Source organism: Clostridium sp. FS41 (genome assembly GCF_000954015.1).
GTDB classification, from domain to species: domain Bacteria; phylum Bacillota; class Clostridia; order Lachnospirales; family Lachnospiraceae; genus Enterocloster; species Enterocloster citroniae.
This window is the reverse complement of sequence record NZ_JYHN01000067.1, coordinates 199,293-223,774: the sequence shown is the minus strand read 5'-3', so window position 1 is coordinate 223,774 and position 24,482 is coordinate 199,293. Positions and strand designations below refer to the sequence as shown.

General features: G+C 51.2%; 19 protein-coding genes. 15 read left to right on the top strand and 4 right to left on the bottom strand.

Annotated elements, in window-relative coordinates; all coding sequences use genetic code 11:
* The first annotated feature begins 40 nt into the window (after positions 1-40).
* The 6 genes from ytvI (at position 41) to CLFS41_RS20750 (ending at position 7,416) form a co-directional block, all read left to right on the top strand.
* Positions 41-1,171, top strand: coding sequence for a sporulation integral membrane protein YtvI (gene ytvI / locus CLFS41_RS20775; RefSeq protein ID WP_040416682.1), 1,131 nt, complete (start codon positions 41-43; stop codon positions 1,169-1,171).
* Positions 1,172-1,195: 24 nt separating this feature from the next.
* Positions 1,196-2,554, top strand: a complete 1,359-nt coding sequence (locus CLFS41_RS20770; protein WP_007863758.1) for an MATE family efflux transporter — start codon at positions 1,196-1,198, stop codon at positions 2,552-2,554.
* A gap of 34 nt (positions 2,555-2,588) precedes the next feature.
* On the top strand, positions 2,589-3,035 hold the full coding sequence (locus CLFS41_RS20765) for a DUF523 domain-containing protein (RefSeq protein ID WP_007863759.1): 447 nt from the start codon (positions 2,589-2,591) through the stop codon (positions 3,033-3,035).
* A gap of 3 nt (positions 3,036-3,038) precedes the next feature.
* A complete protein-coding gene (locus CLFS41_RS20760; protein ID WP_045093341.1) occupies positions 3,039-5,018 on the top strand; it encodes a L,D-transpeptidase family protein in 1,980 nt (659 codons plus the stop codon).
* A 160-nt stretch (positions 5,019-5,178) separates the two neighbouring features.
* Positions 5,179-5,706, top strand: a complete 528-nt coding sequence (locus CLFS41_RS20755) for a DUF6465 family protein (protein WP_007863761.1) — start codon at positions 5,179-5,181, stop codon at positions 5,704-5,706.
* A 174-nt stretch (positions 5,707-5,880) separates the two neighbouring features.
* Positions 5,881-7,416: an RsmB/NOP family class I SAM-dependent RNA methyltransferase gene (locus tag CLFS41_RS20750; protein WP_045093340.1), complete on the top strand. Its 1,536-nt coding sequence runs from the start codon at positions 5,881-5,883 to the stop codon at positions 7,414-7,416.
* A gap of 16 nt (positions 7,417-7,432) precedes the next feature.
* Here the strand turns inward: CLFS41_RS20750 and CLFS41_RS20745 are convergent, their stop codons facing one another.
* The 4 genes from CLFS41_RS20745 to CLFS41_RS20730 form a co-directional block, all read right to left on the bottom strand.
* Positions 7,433-8,323 carry an RluA family pseudouridine synthase gene (locus tag CLFS41_RS20745; RefSeq protein ID WP_045093339.1) on the bottom strand — a complete coding sequence of 297 codons (891 nt, stop codon included), beginning with the start codon at positions 8,321-8,323 and terminating at the stop codon, positions 7,433-7,435.
* A gap of 18 nt (positions 8,324-8,341) precedes the next feature.
* Positions 8,342-9,607 carry a DNA polymerase IV gene (locus CLFS41_RS20740; RefSeq protein WP_007863764.1) on the bottom strand — a complete coding sequence of 422 codons (1,266 nt, stop codon included), beginning with the start codon at positions 9,605-9,607 and terminating at the stop codon, positions 8,342-8,344.
* 130 nt (positions 9,608-9,737) lie between these two features.
* Positions 9,738-9,977, bottom strand: coding sequence for a hypothetical protein (locus CLFS41_RS20735; RefSeq protein ID WP_045093338.1), 240 nt, complete (start codon positions 9,975-9,977; stop codon positions 9,738-9,740).
* A 193-nt stretch (positions 9,978-10,170) separates the two neighbouring features.
* The gene (locus tag CLFS41_RS20730) at positions 10,171-11,085 is read right to left on the bottom strand and encodes an AraC family transcriptional regulator (protein WP_045093446.1); all 915 of its coding nucleotides are present in this window, start codon (positions 11,083-11,085) and stop codon (positions 10,171-10,173) included.
* 136 nt (positions 11,086-11,221) lie between these two features.
* On the opposite strand from CLFS41_RS20730, the gene CLFS41_RS20725 reads away from it, so the two are divergent.
* From CLFS41_RS20725 to asrC, 9 genes are all read left to right on the top strand, one after another.
* Positions 11,222-12,529 (top strand): D-alanyl-D-alanine carboxypeptidase family protein, encoded by a 1,308-nt coding sequence (locus CLFS41_RS20725; RefSeq protein WP_045093337.1) that lies wholly within the window; start codon positions 11,222-11,224, stop codon positions 12,527-12,529.
* Between the two features lie 149 nt (positions 12,530-12,678).
* Positions 12,679-14,982 (top strand): SH3 domain-containing protein, encoded by a 2,304-nt coding sequence (locus tag CLFS41_RS20720; protein WP_007863770.1) that lies wholly within the window; start codon positions 12,679-12,681, stop codon positions 14,980-14,982.
* A 36-nt stretch (positions 14,983-15,018) separates the two neighbouring features.
* Complete coding sequence (locus tag CLFS41_RS20715) at positions 15,019-16,860, top strand: cadherin-like beta sandwich domain-containing protein (RefSeq protein WP_242856898.1); 1,842 nt, start codon at positions 15,019-15,021, stop codon at positions 16,858-16,860.
* Positions 16,861-16,992: 132 nt separating this feature from the next.
* The gene (locus CLFS41_RS20710; RefSeq protein ID WP_045093444.1) at positions 16,993-17,886 is read left to right on the top strand and encodes a MurR/RpiR family transcriptional regulator; all 894 of its coding nucleotides are present in this window, start codon (positions 16,993-16,995) and stop codon (positions 17,884-17,886) included.
* A gap of 146 nt (positions 17,887-18,032) precedes the next feature.
* On the top strand, positions 18,033-19,445 hold the full coding sequence (locus CLFS41_RS20705) for a 6-phospho-beta-glucosidase (protein WP_045093336.1): 1,413 nt from the start codon (positions 18,033-18,035) through the stop codon (positions 19,443-19,445).
* 31 nt (positions 19,446-19,476) lie between these two features.
* A complete protein-coding gene (locus CLFS41_RS20700) occupies positions 19,477-21,345 on the top strand; it encodes a beta-glucoside-specific PTS transporter subunit IIABC (protein WP_045093335.1) in 1,869 nt (622 codons plus the stop codon).
* 188 nt (positions 21,346-21,533) lie between these two features.
* Positions 21,534-22,580, top strand: coding sequence for an anaerobic sulfite reductase subunit AsrA (gene asrA, locus CLFS41_RS20695; protein ID WP_045093334.1), 1,047 nt, complete (start codon positions 21,534-21,536; stop codon positions 22,578-22,580).
* Between the two features lie 2 nt (positions 22,581-22,582).
* Positions 22,583-23,374: an anaerobic sulfite reductase subunit AsrB gene (gene asrB / locus CLFS41_RS20690; protein WP_007863782.1), complete on the top strand. Its 792-nt coding sequence runs from the start codon at positions 22,583-22,585 to the stop codon at positions 23,372-23,374.
* A gap of 17 nt (positions 23,375-23,391) precedes the next feature.
* Positions 23,392-24,435: a sulfite reductase subunit C gene (gene asrC / locus CLFS41_RS20685; protein ID WP_007863783.1), complete on the top strand. Its 1,044-nt coding sequence runs from the start codon at positions 23,392-23,394 to the stop codon at positions 24,433-24,435.
* Positions 24,436-24,482 lie beyond the last annotated feature (47 nt).

Genomic DNA, 24,482 nt, shown 5'->3' with positions numbered 1-24,482 from the left:
GACAGGACAGGGAAAAGAGACAGACAGGACAGGTGATAGGATGGAAGATGCAGGGTGGAAGCATTATCTGCGGCTTATGCTGAATATATTGATCCCGGTAACAGGCTGGATCCTTTTGTGCGTTATGGGGCCCAAGGTTTTGAAATTTTTCATGCCCTTTGTCATTGGCTGGATCATAGCCATGATCGCAAATCCCCTGGTGCGCTTTTTAGAGCGCAGGGTAAAGCTGGTACGAAAGCACAGTTCCATTGTGATCGTGGTGGCGGCCCTGGCCCTGGTGGTTGGCCTTATCTATCTGATCCTGTCCAGAAGCCTGGTATTGCTTCACGGCTTTATGAAAGATCTTCCAGCTCTCTATGAAGGCATTGAGGGGGATGTGGCGCGCAGCATGGAACAGATTGAACATCTGTTCCGGTTCCTGCCCGACAGCATCCAGCAGACCTGGGCGGAGATCGGCAGCAATCTGGGAAGCTATGTGGGAAAGGCAGTGGAAAAACTTGCTTCCCCTACTGTGGAGGCGGCCGGATCAGTGGCCAGGAGCATTCCCGCCGTACTGGTGTATCTGGTGGTCACTATTTTGTCTGCCTATTTCTTTATTGTGGACCGGGATAAAATACTGGCCATGATCAAAGCACACACGCCGGCATGGGCCCAGCGTTATACCAGATACCTGAGAGGGGAACTTCTCCGCCTGATCGGCGGCTATTTTATGGCACAGTTTAAGATCATGGTGGTAGTATGGCTGATCCTTACCGTGGGATTTCTTGTGCTGGGAGTGGGATATGCTCCGCTTTGGGCATTTCTCATTGCATTTTTGGATTTCCTGCCTGTATTCGGCACAGGTACGGCCCTGATCCCATGGGGACTGATCAAGCTGCTGGGAGGCGAGTATGCCTTTGCGGCAGGCCTTTTGCTGATTTATGTCCTGACCCAGGTTACGCGTCAGCTGGTACAGCCTAAGCTGGTGGGAGACAGTATGGGACTCAATCCCCTCCTGACCCTTCTGCTTTTATACCTGGGCTTTAAAGTAAAGGGCATAGCCGGCATGATCCTGGCAGTGCCCATTGGATTGTTTTTTGTGAGTTTATATGAATACGGAGCATTCCAGGGAATCAAGGACAGCCTGGATGTCCTGATCAAGGATATAAATGCCTTCCGAAGGAAGGAATAGATTAGATTATAGGGGAGCAGTACGGTGAGAGTAGAGAATAATCTGGATACGGATCAAGTAAGAGGGCTGGTGTGGAGGTTGGCATTTCCTTCCATGCTGGCTCAATTTGTGAACGTGCTGTACAGCATCGTGGACCGTATGTACATTGGAAATATAGAAGGAATCGGGGCAGTGGCCCTGGCAGGGGTTGGGATCTGCGGTCCGGTGGTGACCCTGATCTCCTCCTTTGCAAGCTGGATCGGGGTGGGAGGCGCCCCGCTGATGAGTATTCGGCTGGGACAGAAAAATGAAAGGGCGGCAACCCAAATGGTGGCTAACTGCTTTGCCCTTCTCACAGGAATGGCCCTTATTATCATGACGGTTACCTTTTTGTTTAAGGAGCCATTGCTTACATTTTTTGGCGCCAGCCCTGCTATCTTTCCCTATGCCAACGAATACATGAGCTGGTATTTATCAGGAACGGTGTTTGCGCTGCTATCAGCTGGCATGAACCAGTTTATCATATGTCAGGGATTTGCCAAGGTGGGGATGAAATCCGTTGTCCTGGGTGCGGTCAGCAACATTGTCCTGGATCCCATTTTCATATTCTATTTTAATATGGGGGTCAAGGGAGCGGCCATCGCCACGGTGATTTCCCAGATGGCCTCCTGCATATACGTGCTCATTTTCCTGTTTGGAAAGAGGCCTCTGGTGCGGATCACGTTTGGGGGATACAGATGGAATACCATGAAACAGGTGCTGATCGTGGGGCTTTCACCTTTCCTTATCATTGCTTCCGACAGCCTGCTGATTATTGTGATGAACATGGTGATCAGCAAGTTTGCCAGGCCGGGGGATGGGGATATGCTTCTCACCTGCAATACCATTGTGCAGAGCTTCATGCTTTTGATCACCATGCCGCTGGGAGGAATTACCGGTGGAACACAGACGGTTTTAGGTTATAATTATGGAGCAGGCAGGCCTGACAGGATACGCAGGGCAGAAAAACACATCGTGGTCCTGGGACTGGTATTTACAGCTGTGATGTTTATCATAGCCCAGGTGGGCCCCGGATATTTTGTACGGATCTTCACAAGGGAATCTTCCTATGTGGGAATTACGGAGTGGGCGATCCGGATCTACACCCTTTGTGTGATCCCGCTGGCCGTCCAGTACACCGTGGTGGACGGATTTACGGGCATGGGCATTGCAAAGGTGGCTGTCAGTCTATCCATGTTCAGGAAGCTGGTGTATTTCCTGTCCATGCTGTTTCTGCCCATGGTATTCGGGGTGGAAAAGGTGTTCTTTGCAGAACCGATCTCAGATATCATTGCATGTATGACAAGCACCGCCACGTATCTGCTCCTGAGCGGGAAGGTGCTGGGAGATCACAAGAGGTTCTGACGTAAAATGATACATAAATGGGAGGATGGGGAATATGAATATACTGGTAAGCGCCTGCCTGCTGGGGGTGGAGTGCAGATATAACGGCAAAGGGGTACTTGAGCCGGAGATAGAGGCACTGCTCCATACGCATCACCTGATCCCTGTGTGTCCGGAGATTATGGGAGGTCTTGCCACGCCCCGTACACCTGCCGAACGGATACAGGGGCGGGTGGTTACCAGAGATGGTGAGGACGTGACCATGGCCTATCAAAAGGGAGCGGAAGCAGCGCTGAAGCTTGCACAGCTCTACGGGTGCAGGGCGGCCATATTGAAGGAGCGGAGTCCATCCTGCGGCAGGGGGCAGATCTATGACGGAACCTTTACCGGCAGATTGATACCGGGGGATGGGGTCTGTGCAGGGCTTTTAGAACAACATGGGATCAAGGTGTACGGAGAAAGCCGGATTACCAGATTGCTGGAGGAATTAGAAAGGTATTGATGCATGGATAAAGAACAGAATAAGAAAGAGGGGATATCAGTACAGGAAAAGCAGGATCCGGGCCGTCCGCGGCGAAGCAGGAGCAAGGCCGCTTTTATGGCCAGGAAAGAGGAACAGGCGCGTGAAAAAGCAGCCGGGGAGAGACGGGAGAGCCCGGCGCAGCCACAGGGAACCGTCAGCCCGCAGAACCGGCAAAACGGCATAAGAACAGACGGACCCCCCCAGGAGCCGTCCGGCAGAGGCAGGGAAGCCGGAAAAAGCCAGGAGCCGTCCGGCAAAGGCAGGGAAGCCGGCGAAACCCGGGAGCCGTTGAAGGGCGGATATTGGAAAGTGGCTGCCATAGTGATGGCTCTGGCATTGGCGGCATGTGCCGGGGGATATTTTTACCGGGCCATGGGATACCGGGATACATACCTTCCCCATACGGTCATTAATGGAATGGACGTGTCGGGACGGTCTTCAAAAGAAGTAAAGGATATGATATCCGCAGGAATCAGGGATTACAGCCTAACGCTCAAGCTTAAGGGCGGAAACAGCGAGTCTGTTTCGGGAGAGGATATTGACCTGCATACTGTATTTGACGGAAGCCTGGAGGAGATCATCCGCCAGCAGAATCCGTACGCCTGGCCCAGATACCTGTTCAGAGGCCCGGAATATGATATCCATACCATGATCGCATTTGACCAACGCAAGCTGGAGGACAGTCTGGGACAGCTGGACTGCTTTGACCCCGCACTGGTTACCGTGCCCGCGGATGCCTATTTGTCAGATTATGTGAGCGGCCAGGGATATGCGGTCGTACCTGAAGTTGAGGGCAATGAACTGGATCCGGACCTGGTAAGGAAGACAGCGGCAGAGCATGTGCAGGCCCTTGAAAAGGAAGCGGACCTGGAGGCGCTGGGCTGTTACCGGGCGCCCTCCATCAGGTCTGACAACAGTGCGCTTGTGGCGGCCAGGGATGCAAGGAACAGGTATGTCAATCTATCGGTGACATACACCTTTGGAAGCACAAGTGAAGTGCTGGATGGGGAAACCATTCACCAGTGGCTGGTTTCTGACGGGCAGAGCGTTGCCCTTGACAGGGATAAGATATCAGAATACATAAAGGATCTGGCGTTCAGACACAACACAGCCTACAAAAAACGCTCCTTTCAAACCAGCTATGGGGAAACCGTGGAGGTGACCGGGTTTTATGGCTGGAGGATCAACCAGAAAGCTGAATTGGAGGAGCTGGCAGAGATACTGGAGGCAGGGGAAGATACAACAAGGGAACCTGTCTATGCCCAGACAGCTGCAAGCCATGACGGCCCTGACTATGGCAATACCTATGCGGAGGTCAATCTGACAGCCCAGCACATGTTTTTTTACAAGGACGGGGAAAAGATACTGGAGTCGGACTTTGTGTCCGGAAATGTTTCTCGGGGCCATTCCACTCCCCCGGGCATATTTGCCCTCACCTACAAGCAGAGGGATGCGGTTTTGAAGGGGGAGGGGTACGCAAGCCCTGTAAAATACTGGATGCCCTTTAACGGCGGGATCGGCTTTCATGATGCCAGCTGGAGATCCAGCTTTGGCGGTTCCATCTATAAATCGGGCGGTTCCCACGGATGTGTGAACATGCCTTATGCGGCTGCCAAGCAGCTGTTTGAGAACGTGTATGCGGGCATGCCGGTGATCTGTTATGACCTGCCGGGCACGGAAAGCTCCAAGCCCAGCAAAGCATCGGGCACAGCGCCGGCGCCGGAGACCACCGCTCCTTTGGCCACAGCGCCGGCTGCGCCTCCGGCCCAGACCCAGCCGGCTCAAACTCAGCCGGGACAGCCAGTGCCGTCCCAGCCAGCCCCCACAGAGCCGCAGATATCCATAGATCCGGTGGGGCAGTCCGCATCACCGGAGGGTACTCAGACGCCGGAGACAACGGCAGGATACGGCCCGGCATTCCAGAGCCCAGGACCCGGTGACGAAATTGGCCCGGGTGTATAATTATTAAAAAAGAATGTAAGAAAAAGGTGTTTTTTGAGGTGTGAGGGCGTTTTTTCCGGTTAATTTGTTGACAAATGAAAAAAAGCATTTTATAATGCCCTTAATGCATCTAAGGGATTACTCGTAAAGCCATTATTCAAAACTAGGGAGGATATGGACTATGGTAGAAGCTAAGAAAGATGTTAAAACAACTGTAAAGCCGGCAGAGGAGGCAGTAAAGCCAACAGCTGCTAAAGCAGAGGCAAAGCAGGCGGCACCAGTTGAAGAAGTAAAGACAGAAGCTGTGGCAGCCGCAGAGACAGAAGCGGCACCGGCCAAGAAAGCCCCGGCCAGGAAAGCAGCAGCGAAGAAGGCTCCGGCTAAGACAACTGCGGCCAAGAAGGAACCGGTTAAGAAAGATACAGTTAAAAAAGAGACGGTTAAAAGGGAAGCGGAGAAGAAAGAAGTAAAGGCTCCAGCCAAGAAAACGGCAGCTAAAAAGGCAGAACCAAAGGCAGAGGTACATTTTCAGTTTGACGGAAAAGACCTGGTGGCCAAGGATGTGCTGGACCGCGCGGTAAAAGCATATAAGAGCAATCATAAGGGTGTGGAGATCAAGACTATTGAGCTTTACATTGTTGCCAATGAAGGCACCGCATACTATGTGGTGAACGGAGAGGCCAACGATGACTTTAAGGTAGTGCTCTAAAGAGGATTGGATTTATTTGTAACAGGGATTGAAGGATGAAGTGGGCTGCTGTATCATCATGATACAGCGGCTCATTTGCCGTCATGGCATGGGACTGTTTCCTGATGTGAATATACCCTCAGTGGACAAGGGATCGGAATATAAGGATTAGTGAAAATAAAGGATGGATATAAGATGACGGAATTGCCGGTACGCTTTAAGGAGCGGATGAAAGAATTGCTGGGAGATGAATATGAGGCTTTTGAGGCCAGCTATGACAGTGAACGGGTCCAGGGGCTTCGCTTTAACTCCCTTAAGGCCTGGGGCGGGACGGAGGATGGATGGGAGGAGCAGGGAGTAAGGGACCTGGCACAAAAGGTGAGCGACAGGGCTGGATTTTCCCTGAAAAAGATTCCCTGGGTAAAAGAAGGCTTCTATTACGATGGAAGCCACAGACCGGGAAAACACCCGTACCATGAGGCCGGGCTGTACTATATTCAGGAACCCAGTGCCATGGCGGTGGTGGAGCTTCTGGATCCCCAACCCGGCGACCGTGTTCTGGATCTGTGCGCGGCTCCCGGGGGCAAATCCAGCCATATCGCGTCCCGGTTAAAGGGACAGGGATTCCTGCTGTCCAATGAGATCCATCCGGCCAGAGCCAGGATCCTGTCCCAGAATATGGAACGCATGGGAGTTTATAATTGTGTGGTTTCCAACCAGGAGCCAGGACAATTGGCGCCCCATTTTACGGAATACTTTCACGGGATCGTGGTGGACGCGCCCTGTTCAGGGGAGGGAATGTTCAGAAAGGATGAGGCTGCCAGAGCGCAGTGGAGCGAGGAGCATGTGGACATGTGTGCCGCCCGCCAGAGAGAGATACTGGACAGCGCCGCGGCCATGCTGCGTCCGGGCGGAAGGATGGTTTATTCTACCTGCACCTTTGCGCCGGAAGAAAATGAAGGGGCAATCCTGGGTTTCCTGGAGCGCCATGAGGAGTTTTGTGTGGAATCCGTGGCAGCTTACGAAGGATTCACAGAGGGGAAACCCCAATGGATCGGATGGAAAGATAGGGAGAAGGCAGGGGAGAGATCAGATCAGGAAGGGGTGGCGTCAGAGCAGACATCAGAGCTGGTAAAACAACATCATCTGGAAGAGACCTTCCGCATCATGCCCCATAAACTGGAGGGAGAAGGCCACTATATGGCTGTCCTTAAAAAGAGAGAGCCGGGGGATAAAGCTTGTTGCCGGGCACGCTTTAAGGAGGCTGTGTATCTGGACAGCAGAAAAAGGAACGGGATCTTTAAGGACTATGAAGCGTTTCTAAAGGATACCCTGGTGCGGCCGGAGCAGTTCCTTGAAAGGGATGAGTATGTTCTGTTTGGCGACCAGTTGTATCTGCTGCCACCTGAGATGCCGGACATGAAGGGACTGAAGATCATCCGGCCGGGACTCCATATGGGGGCCCTGAAAAAAAATCGGTTTGAACCTTCCCACGGCCTGGCCCTGGTTCTGAGACAAGAGGATGTGAAACGATGGGCTGAACTTCCCTCCCATGAAAGGGAGGTCATCCGATATCTGAAGGGGGAAACCCTGTCAGCGGATGAGGTCAGAGCAGAGGGGGACAGGAAGGGATGGGGGCTGGTCCTTACAGACGGCCTCAGCCTTGGCTGGTGCAAATTTGCCGGAGGAATGCTTAAGAACCATTATCCCAAGGGACTGAGGCGGATGTGAACCATTGGCCCCGATCTTATAAAAGACAGGCCATATCCTGGGGAAGCTCTGCTGTAAACTCCATGGACCTGCCGGTAACCGGATGGAGGAAACTCAGCCCGTAGGAATGCAGGGGCTGGCGTTTGATATGGCGGTAGTCGGGATGATAAAGAAAATCCCCCGGTAAAGGATGGCCGATGGACTTCATATGGACACGGATCTGGTGGGTGCGTCCTGTCTCCAGCCAAAGGCTGATATAGGATAGGTCCAGGGATTCGTTGTAAGAGATCCGCCTGTAGTGGGTGCAGGCGGATTCACCGTGTTCATGGTCTATTGCTCTCTCAATGGTGGAGCCGCTGACTCTGGCAATGGGGCTGCGGATGCACCCCTGTTCCATGGTCCTGCCGCACACCATGGCCCGGTATTCCCGCTTGATGTTACGGTTTTGCATCTCATGGGATAACACACAGGCGCTGAGCATGTGCTTGGCAAGGATGAGAAGGCCCGTGGTATCCCTGTCCAGGCGGTTGATGGCCCGGTAGGTAAAGGGCTCACCCTTCTGGCAATAATACCAGGCCACTGCATTGGCCAGGGTGTTGTCATGGTGGCCCTGAGATGGATGGACGGGAACTCCGGCCGCCTTGTCGATCACCAGGATATCCTCATCTTCATACACAATGGAAAGGGGAAGGGGGACAGGGACGATATTATGGGAGGATTCCTCCTCCGTAAGTGTGACCCTAAGCCTTTCACCGGCCTGAAGGCGGTGTACGGTATAGACAGGGATGTGATCAACAATCAATCCCTGAGGATCCTTCTTAAGATGCACCACCAGATGATGGGAATAGCCGCGGGCTTTTAAAAATTCTTCAACCGTGCAATCCTGGGACGAATCTGTTATATGGTATTCAATGGTTTTCTTGATCATGTATTCTCCTGATGTGACTTATATGTCTTCCTGGCGGTTCAGATGTTTTCTCTTGCTGGCTGCATGGTCCACGATGGAATCCTTTTGCAGAAAACTGGCCCGCTTAATGCTGTCTATGCCGTAGCGGCTGCGTATGGCATCCACTGTTTTTTCAAATTCTTTTTTCTTTTGCAGTCCCGGATCCTCAAAAAGGCTGATCTGGGAAAAGGCATCCTCTGAAATCTTTCCGGCCCGCACTCCCATGAGACGCAGTGGGGTCATGGTCCAGAATTCCCTTAATAAACGGCAGGAATGATCGTAGAGCACGGAGGTTGAATCCGTGGGTTCTGGCAGGGCCATCTGGTGGGACTGGTTCCTGAATTCCCAATCCCTCAGTTCCACACAGACATTATTGCAGAGGACATGGTCTGCCCGCAGCCTGGCGCCAACTGTTTCACACAGGGACAGCAGGACCTGGCAGGCATCCTCATAGGAGGAGATATCCCTGGACAGGGTGATGCTGTTGCCGTAGGCCTTGTTAACAGGTTCCTTTTCCTCCACCGGATCATCATCGATCCCGTTGGCATACTGGTGAATGAGCTCGGCGTATTTGTTGCCCAGATGTGCCTTCAGCACCTTTGGATCGCAGGCAGCCAGCTGGCCGATGGTACGCAGTCCAAGGCTTTCCATCTTTTTCTGGGCAGCCCCTCCCACAAAGAAAAGCTCCCGGATGGGCAGCGGCCACATCTTTTCCGGCACTTCCTCCAAAAACAGGGTATGGCACTTGTTCGGCTTTTCAAAATCAGAGGCCATCTTGGCCAAAAGTTTGTTGCTGGAAATACCGATGTTCACAGTGAATCCCAGTTCCCTCCCGATCCGTTCCCGTATCCGGTTGGCTGTTGTCAGCGGGTCGCCAAAAAGATGGATGGTTCCTGTCATATCCAGGAAGATCTCATCAATGCTGAATTTTTCATGGTCCGGCGTATATTCCTCCAGCAGCTCCATCATTTTTCTGGAACACCGGATATAAAAATCAAAACGGGAAGGCACCACGGTCAGGTCCGGGCATTTGCGGCGCGCCTGGGCCAGGGGTTCTCCTGTGGTGACCCCGTATTTCTTTGCAAGAGGAGATTTGGCCAGCACAATGCCATGCCTCATACTGGCATCCCCGCCCACCGCGGAGGGGATGGTGCGCAGATCCAGGGCATCGGGATCCTGGCTCAGCCGGTACACACATTCCCAGCTGAGAAAAGCGGAATTTACATCAATGTGGAAAATGAGGCGTCTCTTTTCCGGCTGCTCCATAATATTTCACACTCCTTTTAATGATATGATTCCATGTATAGACAGAACATATATTCTAGTTTAAGATGAAGGGGTGTTCTTGTCAATCTGTTTCATGGGGTCATATTGCTTTTTGCAGAGTGAAGGCAGGTCACAGGTCGCCGGCGTAAAAGTTGATAATGCTCATATAGTCCGCAGGAACGGGGATTTCCAGCACCAGCGGCAGATAACCCTTATTATCCCTGTGTTTTCTGCGCAGATATTCCTGGATTTCGTCCTGCCCGGTGATATCTGTTTTACCAGTTCCCGGTTCAACCATATATACGGCTCCCTTGCAGCGGTTTACCGTGCGCAGGAATTCTTCCATGTTAATGATATTCAGTTTGATCATAATAGGGCCTCCTTTGAATGCCATGGTCAGCTGGCGTGGTCGGCTGTCCTGATTTCCTATCACTTTACCTGATATCATTATAGTGAAATAATATTCTTATTTATATATGGTTTCCGCCTTTATCTATCACGATCCTGCCATTCGCAGATGATGTAAAGGGCAGATGCGGATGCGGATGAGGCGGCGGCTGCACTCATTCATTCCCCCGGCCGTATCGGCGCCTGTATTCCAATGGTGAATATCCTGTATGCTCTCTGAATACCTTTCCGAAATAACTGCTGCTTCCCAGGCCGCATGCCTGGCTGACCAGGGTGACGGATTCCCGGCCTTGGGCCAGCATACGGCTGGCCTGCTGCAGACGGTAAGCCTTAAGATATTCCACAGGAGTGGTGCGCAGACATTCCTGAAAGGTGCGGAAACATTCCCGTTCGCTGATAAAGGCAGCACCAGCAATATTCCCAACTGTAATCTTATCCCTAAAATGTTCATGGATGTATATGATCATCATTTTCAGCTTGTCATCGTTTTTTGTGCTGTGTCCATTTTCATCAAGGAGAGGGGCGCTGATGGCAAGAATCCTGCACCAGATATCAGAGAGGGAATCCCGCAGCCTGACCTCATATCCATATTCCTCAGAGGAGATCTGAAAAGACCGGCGGATGGATTCCAGAATGGAAGCCTGCTGGGGCCGGCCGGGATCCAGGGGAATAACGCCTATGTGTGCGGCTGTTGTGAGAGGAAGGATATATTTTTTTTCAATCCTGCTTCCGGGAGTCCCTCCTATGAGAGATGGGTCGAACAGATGCTCCAGCTGAACCGTATGGACGATCCCTTTGGGGGACTGAGTCATATGGAGGACGTTTGAATTGAGAAGACCGCCATGACCGGCAGGAAACACAAATGTTCCCTTGGGGATATGGTATTCCACCACACCGGATTCAACATAGAACAATTCCACTTCCTTGTGCCAGTGCCAGGGGATGAAGCGGAGCGGATGCAGTTTGTCCAGTTCCACATAGGAAGCAATATGAGGAAAATCCGGACTGAAATCCGGCAGCAGTTCTTCCTTGCTGCCTTCACGGAATTGTATGCAGCATATATTTTTCAGCATGTTGCGCCTCCTTATACAGTACGCGGATGATCATTTCATTATATCATACAGTTTACCGGGTAGGGAAGTACTCCATGAATAAATGCATATAGGCCAGAATAGGATGAAATAAAGGCAAAAAGGCGGCGCTGCCATGAAACGTTGGATTGTAACTATTGTATTATTGATTTCCCTTGTCTGCGGCCGTGTTCAGACCGTGCAGGGAGCATATATCACACAGCAGGAGGGGAGAAGCGGTGAGGCTGCCGGGGGGAGTGCGAAAGACGGGGATGAGACGGCTGATTTTCTGAAACTCTATGCCCAGTCCGCTGTTCTCATGGACGGCAGCAGCGGCCGTATCCTGTATGGAAAGGGCCAGGACATCATTCGCCCCATGGCCAGCACCACAAAGATCATGACATGTATCCTGGCCTTGGAGATGGGAAATCTGGAGGACAGTGTAACCGTATCCTCCACGGCCGCCTCCCAGCCCAAGGTCCATCTGGGGGTCCGGTCCGGGGAGAAATACCGCCTGGGTGACCTGCTGTATGCCCTGATGCTGGAATCCTACAATGATGCAGCGGTCATGATCGCGGAAAATATAGGGGGCAGCGTGGAAGGGTTTGCCGCACTGATGAATGAAAAGGCAAAAAGCCTGGGGTGTGAGAATACATATTTTATTACACCCAATGGACTGGACGGGGTGAAAAAGGACAAAGACGGAACAGAACATATTCATTCCACCACGGCATCGGACCTGGCGGCTATCATGCGCTATTGTGTAACGCAGTCGCCTAAGAAGGATGAGTTCCTTAAAATCACCCAGACCCAGAACTACTCCTTTTCCGACAGTTCAGGAAAACGTTCCTACAGCTGTTACAACCACAATGCTTTCCTGAATATGATGCAGGGTGTTTTGTCGGGCAAGACGGGATTTACAGGGGGAGCGGGCTACTCCTACGTTGGCGCCATGGAGAATGGGGGAAGAACTTACATCATTGCCCTTTTAGGATGCGGATGGCCCCCTCATAAAACCTATAAATGGACAGATGCCAGAAAACTCTACACCTACGGCCTGGATCATTACAACATAAGAGATGTGTTTTGTGAAAAGGAGATTCCGGATATTCCGGTGACAGGGGGCCTGTGCTGGGAGGAGGAAGGAAACTGCCAGGAATTCACAGGCGCGTCCTTGCACCTGAGCGAGGAGGAAAAAAAGCTTCCCATGCTGCTAAAGGAGGATGAACAGGTGCAGGTGACGGCCCGGATCCCTTCTATATTAGAGGCTCCTGTGCGGGAAGGGCAGAAGATCGGAACCATTGATTACAGCCTGAACGGGACCCTGGTAAAGCAGTTCCCAGTGTATGCGGACAGGGGGGTCAAACAGATGACATTTTCCGGCGTAGTCCGCCACGTACTGGAAATTTTTATAGATTTTGGAAGGAGTTACCACATTATTTAATCTTTTCTTACGAAAGTTTGTATTATGTGAAGTTTCCTGCGTTTTTGTTGACATATGAAGGTATTTGTCATTATAATAGGATTAATGTCATAAAATAGAAATTCATACTTTTATTGGATATGGATGAAAATACAGGAGATTTGTACATAATGAAGGGAAACAAAATTAAGAAAGGTCTGGCGCTGGTGCTGGGGTTGATGATGGCAGCAAATCTTCCGGCATCGGTTGCCACGCCTTTTACAATGTTCAATTCCTACGCATATACGGGAGCTGCCACGGTAAAGGCAACCTCCCTGAATGTCCGCAGCGGCGCCGGCACGGGGTATTCATCCGTGGGCAGGCTGGCGGCAGGTGCAGCCATTAACATCATTGGCGAACAGCGGGGCACAGACGGCAATACATGGTATCAGATCCAATTTACGGGAACGGGCGGAGCGGTGAGTACAGGTTATGTGTCCTCTCTCTATGTCCGGCTTCCTGTTTCTTACACCCCGGATGCCAATTTCGAGGCATATCTGAATTCCCAGGGATTTCCGGAGAGTTATAAGAACGGTTTAAGACAGCTTCATGCCCAGTATCCCAACTGGGTGTTTAAGGCAAAGAATACAGGGCTGGACTGGAATACGGTCATTGAGAATGAGTCCGTACTCAGCCGCAATCTGGTAGCTTCCGGCAGTGTTTCTTCCTGGAAGTCTGTTGCGGACGGCGCATATAACTGGGATAACAGTACCTGGACCGGGCTGGATGGCAGCAACTGGGTGGCGGCATCACCGGATATCATCCGGTATTACATGGATCCCAGGAATTTCCTGGACGAGACCTATGTATTCCAGTTCCTGGCCCATGAATATGACCAGAATACCCAGACAAGGGAAGGCCTTACCAGCATGGTGACCGGTACATTCCTGTCAGGTTCCACCACATCCACGGGCACGGGCGGCAGTGATTTTTCCGGCGGATCATCCTCAGGACCGGGCAGCAGCACGGGACCAGGGAGCAGTTCTCATTCGGGGAGCAGTTCGTCCAACGGCCCGGGAAGAAGTACATATGATGACAGCCAGCACGGCCCCGGTGTGTCAGGGACAAGCGGCAGCTCGACACCTTCGGGCAACAGTTCTTCCCAGGGCAGTCCGGCGTCCGGCGGCAGCGGTGAGGTGAGTCTGGAAGGACCACAGGCATCCATTACTCCCAGGGAGCATCAGCTTGTGACAACCAATGTCAGCCTGGTGGCTCCCGGACAGGATAATTCCTCCTCGTCCAATGGCCCGGTTGCAGTGGGCGGCACCAATACAGGCAGCAATCCGCCTTCAGGTGATACGTCATCCACCCAATCGCCATCCGGTAACTCACCCTCTTCCAATTCACCCTCGGGTAATTCGCCCTCGGACAATTCGCCGTCAGGCAATTCACCATCGAGCAGCTCCCCGTCCGGCGTATCCCCGGCAGGGACTTCGCCTTCGGGAGAAGAGGCTTCTTACATTGATATTATCATGAATGCAGCATCCCAGTCAGGGGTCAGCCCTTACGTGCTGGCAGCCATGATCTTGCAGGAGCAGGGCAACAATGGCACAAGCCCGCTTATATCCGGAAACTATTCCGGGTATGAGGGTTATTATAACTATTTTAATGTGGAAGCATATCAGTCCGGTTCCATGTCCGCGATCCAGATGGGGCTGAGATATGCGTCACAGTCCGGCACCTACGGACGTCCCTGGAACACAGTGGAAAAATCCATCCGGGGCGGGGCCCAGAGCTATGGGGAAAACTATGTAAAGGCCGGCCAGAATACATTTTACCTGAAAAAGTTTAATGTGCAGGGAAGCAACCCCTATAAGCACCAGTATATGAGCAATGTACAGGGCGCTGCGTCAGAAGCGGCCAAGCTGTCCCAGGCATATACGGCAACCATGAAGAATTCGGCGCTGGAATTCCATATTCCGGTATTTAACAACATGCCGGAGCAGGCGTGCATCGCTCCCACGGGGGACGGAAGCCCTAACAATAAGCTGTCCGGCCTGGGTGTGGACGGATTCAGCCTGACCCCATCCTTTAACAGGGATACCCAGGAGTATAACCTGATCGTGGATTCTTCCGTAACCAACATTACAGTCAATGCATCATCGGCTGACTCCAACGCCACCGTGGCAGGCGCAGGCAATATAAACCTGCAGAGCGGAGGCAACGATGTCATTATAACGGTAACCGCACAGAACGGAAATGTACGGACCTACACCATCCATGTGGTGCAGCAGGCAGGAGGACCTACCCAGGGCAGTGTTCAGAGTCCGGCAGCGCCGGATGGAAGCACGGGAGGCGGCAGTTCAGGCAGCAGCTCAGGCGGCGTAGGGCCGGGAGGCAGCGGCGGACCGGGAGCGCCGGGTGACAGCAGTATGCCTGGCGGCGGCAACACACCGGGCGGAAGCAATGTCACTATTGTGCAAGTGCAGTCCTGACAGGAAGAAAACATGATAATCTGAAAGTGGGAATAAATGATGATAAGACGAATGAGACACGGGGCTGCCATTCTGGTAATGGCATGCATGATGGCAGTGATGATGCCTGCACAGATGCTGACAGCATTTGCGGCAAGCGCTAAGATAACCTTTTCCGACCCCTCCGCCACGGTGGGAAGCCAGGTTAAGGTCAATATGAAGATAAGCAGCAGCAGTAATCTGGCCAATGCGGATATTATGCTGTCCTATGACGCCAATGCGCTGGAGTTTGTCAGCGGAACCAACGCAGAAGGCGGGGCAGGAGCTGTCCGGGTTCATGGGGATGCAGGGACGCCCAACACGGGCACCCTGGCCTTTACCCTGCAGTTTAATGCTTTGGCGGCAGGCTCCAGCAAGATCTCGGTAACCAGCCAGGAGATATATGATTCCAGTTCACAGCTGGTGACCGTGGACCATGAGGGAAGCTCCACTGTTACGGTGAGCGCCCTTCAGACCGCATCCAAGGATGCCACCTTAAAGAGCCTGAAGGTTTCGCCGGGTGAACTGAGTCCGGCATTCTCGCCGGATGTGGATACCTATGCGGTGACCGTGGGCACGGACGTGGATAAGCTGATCATCAGCGCGGACACAACGGATGATAATGCAAACAAGGTGATTTCCGGCAATGAAGGCCTCCAGATGGGAGAGAACCGGGTGACCTGTAAGGTCACGGCCCAGGATGGGGAGACAGCCAAGGAATATGTGATCGTGGTGACCAAGGCGGAGGGCGGTGCCAGCGCTGCTTCCGCAGATGCAGGAGAACAGGTCAAGATGGAGATATCCAGGCGGACCATTACCATACTTCCTCCGGACGAGTCTGTTAAGGTTCCTGACGGATTTAAGACCAGCACCATCAATATTGACGGCCACAAGGTAAAGGGCTGGGTATGGGGCGCTGATCAGGAGCCGCAGTACTGTGTTGTGTATGGTATGAATGAGGCTGGTGAAAAGAACTTCTACCGCTATGATATGAGGGACAGTGAGAGGACCATCCAGAGATACTTTGAGGATCCCGCAGCAAGCAGCATGGTGACCCCGGATCAGTACAATACATTGGCAGTACAGTATGACAAGGTACGTGAGGACTTTAACCTGTTTAGGATCCTTCTGGCAGTAACCGTTGCCATTGCAGTGGTGCTCCTGATCATCCTTTTGGTGGTTGTAATGAACAAGAAGGGCAAAGGAGGAGGCCGGGACGGCGATACTCCTGAGGAGCCAGGAGGCAGCAGAAGCAGGGCGGCCGCAAAGAAGAGAAAGCAGATATCCTCCGAAGGCGAAGACGAGTATCAGGAGGATGAGGACCAGGCCTACGAGGATGAAGACGGCTATGGCGATGAGTATGATGAATATGACGAGTATGACGGCCAGGAATTCGGGGATGAAGATGATGAACCGGATGAAGACGGCCAGGTCTATGATGACAGGCGGGAGTACGAATACCAGATGGGGTATGAGGACGAAGGGGAATATGAGGACCGGGATGAGGATGCCGATGAGCGGGAGGAAGCTGCCCGCAGGCGCAGCCGGACAGAGCATCGCCCATCCAGGGCGTCACAGCCTCTGGAGCCGGTGCAGCCAATGGAATCAGTGAAACCCATAGACCCGGTGGAACCGCCCAAGGCAGTCCGGCCGCCTAAATCTGCAGGCCCCTCCAGGCCGTCCAGGCCAGCCCAGTCCGGCAGACCGGACCGGACAACCGGGTCAGCCCAGCCAACCGGGTCAGCCCATCCAACCAGACCGGTCCAGCCAACCAGACCGGTTCAGACATCCAAGCCGGAACAGCCGGCCGGCCTGGCCCAGGATGACGTGAATGATGATTTTGAGATATTTGATCTGTAGATTCATATAGATCCTTATAGAGCGGCAGAATGCAGCGTTCCGTAGTCGGGATGCTGCATTTTGCTTGCATCTGTGTTTTTTATAATTATAATAGAACATAAGAAAAAACAGGCAGAAGGACGGGGGATTGTTATGCTGATTATGGAAAAATTGAAATTAAAGGAAACCATGACAAAAACTGAGAAAGAAATTGCGGATTTCCTGTTGGAACAGGGGAGCAATATTGAAAAGTATTCATCCCGCAGCCTGGCGGAAGCGACCTATACTTCCCCGGCCACCATTGTCCGTATGTGTAAGCGTATGGGGTTTGGCGGCTTTGAAGATTTTAAGACACAGTATATAAAAGAAATACGGTATCTGGATCAGCAGCCCGGCGAGGTGGACGTTAATTTTCCCTTTTCAGAGAAGGATACCATAATGAAGGCGGCGAACCGGATTGCTCTGCTGTACGAAGAGACAGCACAGGATACGGTGTCCCTTCTCCGTCATGATGCTTTGCAGCGTGCAGTCAAACTCCTTCGTTATAGCCAAAATGTTTATGTGTTTTCAGCAGGGACGGCTATCAACCAGGCAGAGTGCTTCCGCGAAAAAATGATCAAAATTGGAAAAAGGGTGACTATTTCCAATAATCTTAACTATCAGCTTTATGAGGCAGGTTGTCTGACGGTCAAGGATGTGGCTATTATTATTTCTTATTCCGGTGAGACAGGAAAGACACTTCGTGTGGCTATGGAATGTAAAAAAAGATCGGTTCCTGTGATCGCCCTCACATCCTTTGGTGAAAATTCCCTTACAAAGTATGCTGCTTGCAAATTAACCATATCCACCAAGGAAAGTCTGTTCCAGAATCTTGGGGATTTTAGTACACATCTGTCAGTCAGTCTGTTGCTGGATATTCTCTATGCAGCCTATTTCCAGCAGGATTACAATGGAAATTATCAGAGAAAGCTGGAGCGCACCAGCCTTTTGGAACGTTTCCGTAAATCCACCAATTCCATTATCATGGGAGGGGAGGAGAAGGAGTAAGTGAGGGGATGGCCGATTGTTAAAACAGTGTTTCATCCAAAGCCACAGAGGAGCGGCTCGAAGATAAAACACTGTTTCATAATCGGCCTTGTTTGTTTTCAAATAAAGTTTTCCTGCTTATAATCGGGTCATAAGGAGGTTTGATTATGAGCTTGAGAAAAGATTTCCTATGGGGAGGAGCCACTGCGGCCAACCAGCTGGAAGGGGCATTTCTTGAAGATGGAAAGGGACTTAGTATAGCGGATGTGGAGCAGGGCTCCTGTCATGGGGTTCCCAGGGTGGTCCATGATGGTGTGATACCGGGATGTTATTATCCCAGCCATGAGGGGATTGATTTTTATCACAGGTATCGGGAAGATATTGATCTGTTAGCGGGAATGGGGTTTAACTGTTTCAGGATGTCCATAAACTGGCCGAGAATTTTTCCGCAGGGAGATGAGATGCAGCCAAATGAGGCTGGACTTGCTTTTTACGACAAGGTATTTGATACCCTTTTGGAAAAGGGGATCCAACCCATTGTCACATTGTCCCACTATGAGACGCCACTGTATCTGGTGCAGAAGTATGGTTCCTGGAGAAACCGGAAGATGATTGAGTTTTTTGAACGATATTGCAGGACCGTGTTTACGCGTTACAAGGATAAGGTAAAATATTGGATAACATTTAATGAGATCAATGAGACCATGAATCAGGCAGAACCCTATCACCAAGCAGGAATACGCTATAGGGAAGGAGAAGATCATAATGAGATTAAGGCCATTGCCAGCCACAACATGTTTTTGGCAAGCGCAAGGGCCGTGATTGCAGGTCATGAGATCGATCCGCAGTTTAAAATCGGATGCATGCTGCAGTACCCGACAACTTATCCCAAGACATGCCGGCCTGAGGATGTACTGGCACAGAGGTTCCACATGATACCTAATTATTATTATACGGATGTGATGTGCAGAGGATATTACACTAACCTGTGCAGGACTCAGTTAAAGCGTATGAGGGTGGAACTGCATATGGAGGAAGGGGATGAAACGGTCCTGAAGGCGGGGACCGTGGACTATATTGCTTTCAGCTACTATTTTTCCTCTGTTGCATCCAGCGAGGACGGATCAGATATCAGGGTGGAACGTTCCAATCCATTCCTGGAACGAAATGCCTGGGACTGGCCCATTGATCCCATCGGCCTGAGGATCGCCCTTAATGAATTGTATGACCGATATCAGATGCCTCTTTTCGTTGTGGAGAACGGGTTGGGAGCTGTTGACCGTGTTGAGGAGGATGGAACGATTCAGGATGATTATCGGATCCGGTTTCTTGCATCCCATATAGAGGCGCTGAAGCAGGCGGTAGAGTTGGATGGTGTGGATGTAATGGGTTATACATGCTGGGGACCTATCGATATCATATCAGTGGGAACAGGGGAAATGCGCAAACGATATGGCTTTATCTATGTGGATAAGGATGACAACGGAAAAGGAAGCTTAAAACGCATTAAGAAGAAATCCTATGCTTGGTATAAAAAGGTGCTGGAAACAAACGGTGAAGATATAGATACGATCGGATAATGATTGTCAGGATAAATGTGGAGGTATTGAGATGGATGCTAAGGTTACGGCGCAAAAGATTCTTCAGGAGGTTGGGGGCGAAAACAATGTTAAGAACCTGACCCACTGTGTTACCAGGCTGAGATTCAGCCTGCGGTCAACGGAAGGGATCGATGAAAAGAAAGTCGGGGAAATCCCGGGAGTGATGGGGGTTGTGAATAAAGGGGGACAGTTTCAGGTGATTATTGGGCAGGAGGTTCCTGTCGTTTATCAGGAACTTCAGAAACTTGGAGGATGCGGAACAGACAAGGCCAAAGACGGAATACCCCAAAATGAAAAAAAGAAGGGGCTCAATGTGCTGCTGGACACCATAGCCGGTATTTTTTCACCAATCATGCCGATCATAGCCGGTGCCGGTATGGTCAAAGCACTTTTATCCATTCTTACACTGTTCAGTCTGATTGACAAAACAGGCAATACATACTATTTTCTAAATTTTATAGCAGATGCATCCTACTATTTTCTGCCCGTGTTTTTAGCGGCATCAGCTGCAAAAAAATTCGGGTGCAGTATGCAGATGGCCATGCTCATGGGCGCGGTCCTGCTGCATCCCAATCTGATCGCCCTGAAAGAGACCGGAGATATTGTCCGAGTATTGGGTATTCCGGTGCGTATGGTGACATACTCTTCATCTGTAATCCCCATTATCATGATCGTATTTGTTCTGTCATATGTGGAAAAATTTGTAGAAAAGATTACTCCTGCTGTAATTAAATTTATAGCAAGGCCCCTGCTGACCATACTGATCATGGCTCCTATCGGTCTGGTAGTGCTGGGACCGTTGGGAAGCATCATTGGTGACGGTCTGGTGGCGTTCTTGCTGTCAGTAGAAAAAATAGCACCGTGGATTCTTCCCACTGTGATCGGAGCCTTTATGCCATTTCTGGTTATGACCGGCATGCATTACAGCCTGCTTCCGGCTTATGTCAATTCCCTTTCCGCTCTGGGATATGAGACAGTGATAGGACCCGGTAACCTTCCATCCAATATTGCCCAGGGAGCGGCAGCACTTTGCGTGGCAGTGAAGACAAAAAACAGGGAATTGCGCCAGCTATCAGTTTCCAGCGGTGTGACCGCTCTTCTGGGCATTACAGAACCGGCCCTGTTTGGTGTTAACTTACGGCTCCGCAAACCATTGATCGCAACAACCATTGGCGGAGGGATTGGAGGCCTGTATGCCGGTTTAACCGGAGTACAGCGCTTTGGCGGAGGCGGAGCCGGTCTGGCGGCAATTGGACTGTATGTGGGACCTGATTCCCGTAATGTGATCAATGCCCTGATTGCAGCCTTTATTGCTTTTGTTGTGACATTTGCTATCCAGTGGCGTCTTGGGTTTGAGGATGTGCCGGAGGAAAGCGGCGCGAAGGAAGAAACTGGAGTGAAGGAGAAATCTTCAGGAAGCGGAAGTCACAAACTGAGTATATCCAGTCCCTTAAATGGGGACCTGATTCCATTAAGTCAGGTTAATGATCAGGTGTTTTCCAGCGGTATGCTTGGAATAGGGGTTGCGGTCCGGCCTTGGGAAGGAAAATTATACGCTCCGGTAAATGGTACAGTTGCCTCGGTGTTTGATACCGGGCATGCTTTAGGGATCGTGGCTGAGAATGGTGCAGAACTTCTGATCCATGTGGGGATGGATACGGTAGAACTGCAGGGAAAATATTTCAAGCCCCATGTAAAGGCGGGAGACCGTGTTAAAACCGGAGATATGCTGCTTACGTTTGATAAGGAGGCCATCGAGAAAGAAGGATACGAGACAGTGACTCCGGTTATTGTATCAAACTCAACGAACCACACAGCGGTGTGCAAAGGGGAACCTGGAATGATCAAGGCAGGTGATTTGATCATGACAGTGGAATAAATGAATCTATTTAGGAATGTAAGCCTGGTGTTGAAGGGGATTCAATGCCAGGCTTCCTTAATGATAAAAATTTATTATTTAACCATTACAATATATAATTAGGCAGACCATTTTTGATTTGTTATAATAATAACATGGCTTAAACAATAATAATAAAGAAGGATAACCAGTAAAGGAGGAGGCATTTCATGGGATATAAGGTTGGAATTAAGGATGCCGACAGGATTTTTGGGCAGCTTCAGGATGAGTATGAAATCTGGGCCCCAAAGCGGTTTGTGGGCAAGGGAAGGTATTCAGACACGGATTTGATCAGGTATGCCCGGGTGGACAGTGTAGAGGAGATTGAGTACAGGGAGAAATCAGACTTTCCGGCAAAGGAGGTTTTAAGCCCCATTACTCAGTCCCTGTTTTATTTTACCGAGGATGAGTTTATTGAGAGCAGGGTTTCATCCAAAAAGCTTCTGATATTCATGCGCCCCTGCGATATCCACGCCCAGCACCACCAGGAAAAAATATATCTTACCAACGGCGGCTTTGAGGATATGTATTATAAGAGGATGAAGGAGCGGGTGAAGATCGTTATGATGGAATGCTCCGGGGGCTGGGATACCTGCTTTTGCGTCAGCATGGGCACCAACCGGTCAGAGGATTATTCCCTGGCAGTCCGTTTTGGTGAGGACGGCCTGGCGGTCCAGGTAAAGGATGAGACCTTTGCCCCTTATTTTGAAGGGATGGAACAGGAGGAGTTTGCCCCTGCATTTGTGGAGGAAAATGCACTCAAGGTCACGGTGCCGGAGATCCCGGACAAGGAAGTCCTGACAAAACTAAAGGACCATCCCATGTGGAGGCAGTATGACGGGAGATGTATTTCATGCGGAGCCTGTACGGTTGCCTGCAGTACCTGTACCTGCTTTACCACCACGGATATTATTTATAATGAAAATGCAAATGTGGGTGAGAGAAAGAGGACAACGGCTTCCTGCCAGGTAAAAGACTTTACGGATATGGCCGGGGGTATGAGCTTTAGAAACAGGGCCGGTGACAGGATGCGCTATAAGGTGCTCCACAAATTCCACGACTACAAGGCGCGATTTAAGGACTATCACATGTGTGTGGGATGCGGCCGCTGCATTGACCGATGTCCGGAGTATATCTCCATTGTGACCACGGTAAACCGCATGGCGGATGCCATTGAGGAGATAAAAGCAGGGGAAATGAGACAGGAGAGGGGATAAGCATGGAAAATATTGTAAAGCCTGTGGCATGTAAGATATTGGAAGTTAAGCGTGAGAGCCTTCACGAGTATACATATAGAGTAGAGACAGACATCAAGCCGGAGCACGGACAGTTCCTCCAGCTTTCCATACCCAAGATCGGGGAAGCGCCCATCTCGGTGAGTTCCTTTGGGGAAGGCTATATGGATTTTACCATCCGTTCCGTGGGCAAGGTGACAGATGTGATATTTGAGAAAAAGGCAGGGGATATCCTGTTCCTGCGCGGAGCCTATGGCAAGGGCTGGCCGATTGACCAGTTTAAGGGAAAGCACATGGTGGTGATTACGGGGGGGACCGGTCTTGCCCCGGTTAAGAGCATGCTGAATATGTTCTACGACAACCCTGACCTTGTGAAAAGCGTGCATCTGATCAGCGGATTTAAGAATGAGGAGGGCATTATCTTCAAGGGCGACCTGGAGCGGTGGAGCAGGCGATTTGACACCATCTATGCCCTTGACAAAGACCGCAAGGATGGATGGGAGACCGGCTTTGTAACAGAATTCGTGTCCCGTATCCCCTTTAAGGATCTGGGGGAGGATTATGCAGTAGTGGTGGTGGGGCCGCCGCCAATGATGAAGTTTACCGGCTTTGAGGTCCTGAAGCAGGGGGTGCCTGAGGAGAAGATCTGGATGTCCTTTGAGCGCAAGATGTCCTGCGCTGTGGGCAAATGCGGACACTGCCGGATCGATGAGGTATACGTATGTCTGGACGGGCCTGTTTTTAACTATACCCAGGCCAAGTATCTGGTTGACTAAGAGAGGGGTGGCAAGGAATGAATCACGATATAGATATTAAAAAGGTGAGGATCAACTGTTTCAGGCAGTCCAAGGTGGCAGGAGAGTTTATGCTTCAGATGCGTGTGCCCGGAGCCATGATAGAGGCAAGGCACCTGTCCATGGTGCAGGAACTTTGTGAGCGCTACGGCAACGGAACATTTCATATGGGTACCAGGCAGACCCTGGATGTGCCTGGGATCAAATACGAGAACATCGAAGCAGTGAACAAGTTTCTCAAAGGCTATATCCATGATGTGGATGTGGAGATGTGCGATGTGGACATGGAGGTTAATGATTACGGCTATCCCACCATCGGAGCCAGGAACGTGATGTCCTGTATTGGAAACGCCCACTGCATCAAGGGAAATATCAATACATACGAGCTGGCCAGGAAAATTGAGAAGATCATATTTCCGTCCCATTACCACATCAAGGTGGCAGTGGCCGGATGTCCCAATGACTGTGTTAAGGCCAACTTCAATGACTTTGGCATCATGGGCGTAAACAAGCAGGACTATGATATTGACCGGTGCATTGGCTGCGGTTCCTGTGTGGATGCCTGCAAACACCATGCCACCGGGGTACTGAGCCTGAACAAGAACGGCAAGGTTGACAAGGATGCCTGCTGCTGTGTGGGCTGCGGGGAATGTTCCCTGATCTGTCCCACCGGAGCCTGGACAAGAGGAACCAAGAAGCTTTACCGGGTTACCCTGGGAGGCAGAACAGGCAAGCAGAACCCAAGGGCAGGAAAGCTGTTCCTAAACTGGGTGACAGAGGACGTGATCCTGGGCATGTTCTCCAACTGGCAGAAGTTTTCCGCATGGGCCCTGGATTACAAGCCGGAGTATCTCCACGGCGGACACCTCATTGACCGGGTGGGCTACAAGGAGTTTGTAAAGCATATCTTTGAAGGCGTGGAATTTAATCCGGAGGCGAAGATGGCGGACGACATCTTCTGGGCGGAGAATGAGCAAAGGGGCAATATGCATGTGATGCCGCTTTCCGAGCACAAGCATGCAGGTCCTCAGGAGAAGAAATAAACTAATAAGGCGGGGGATGCCGTAACCATATGTCCGGTATCCCCCGC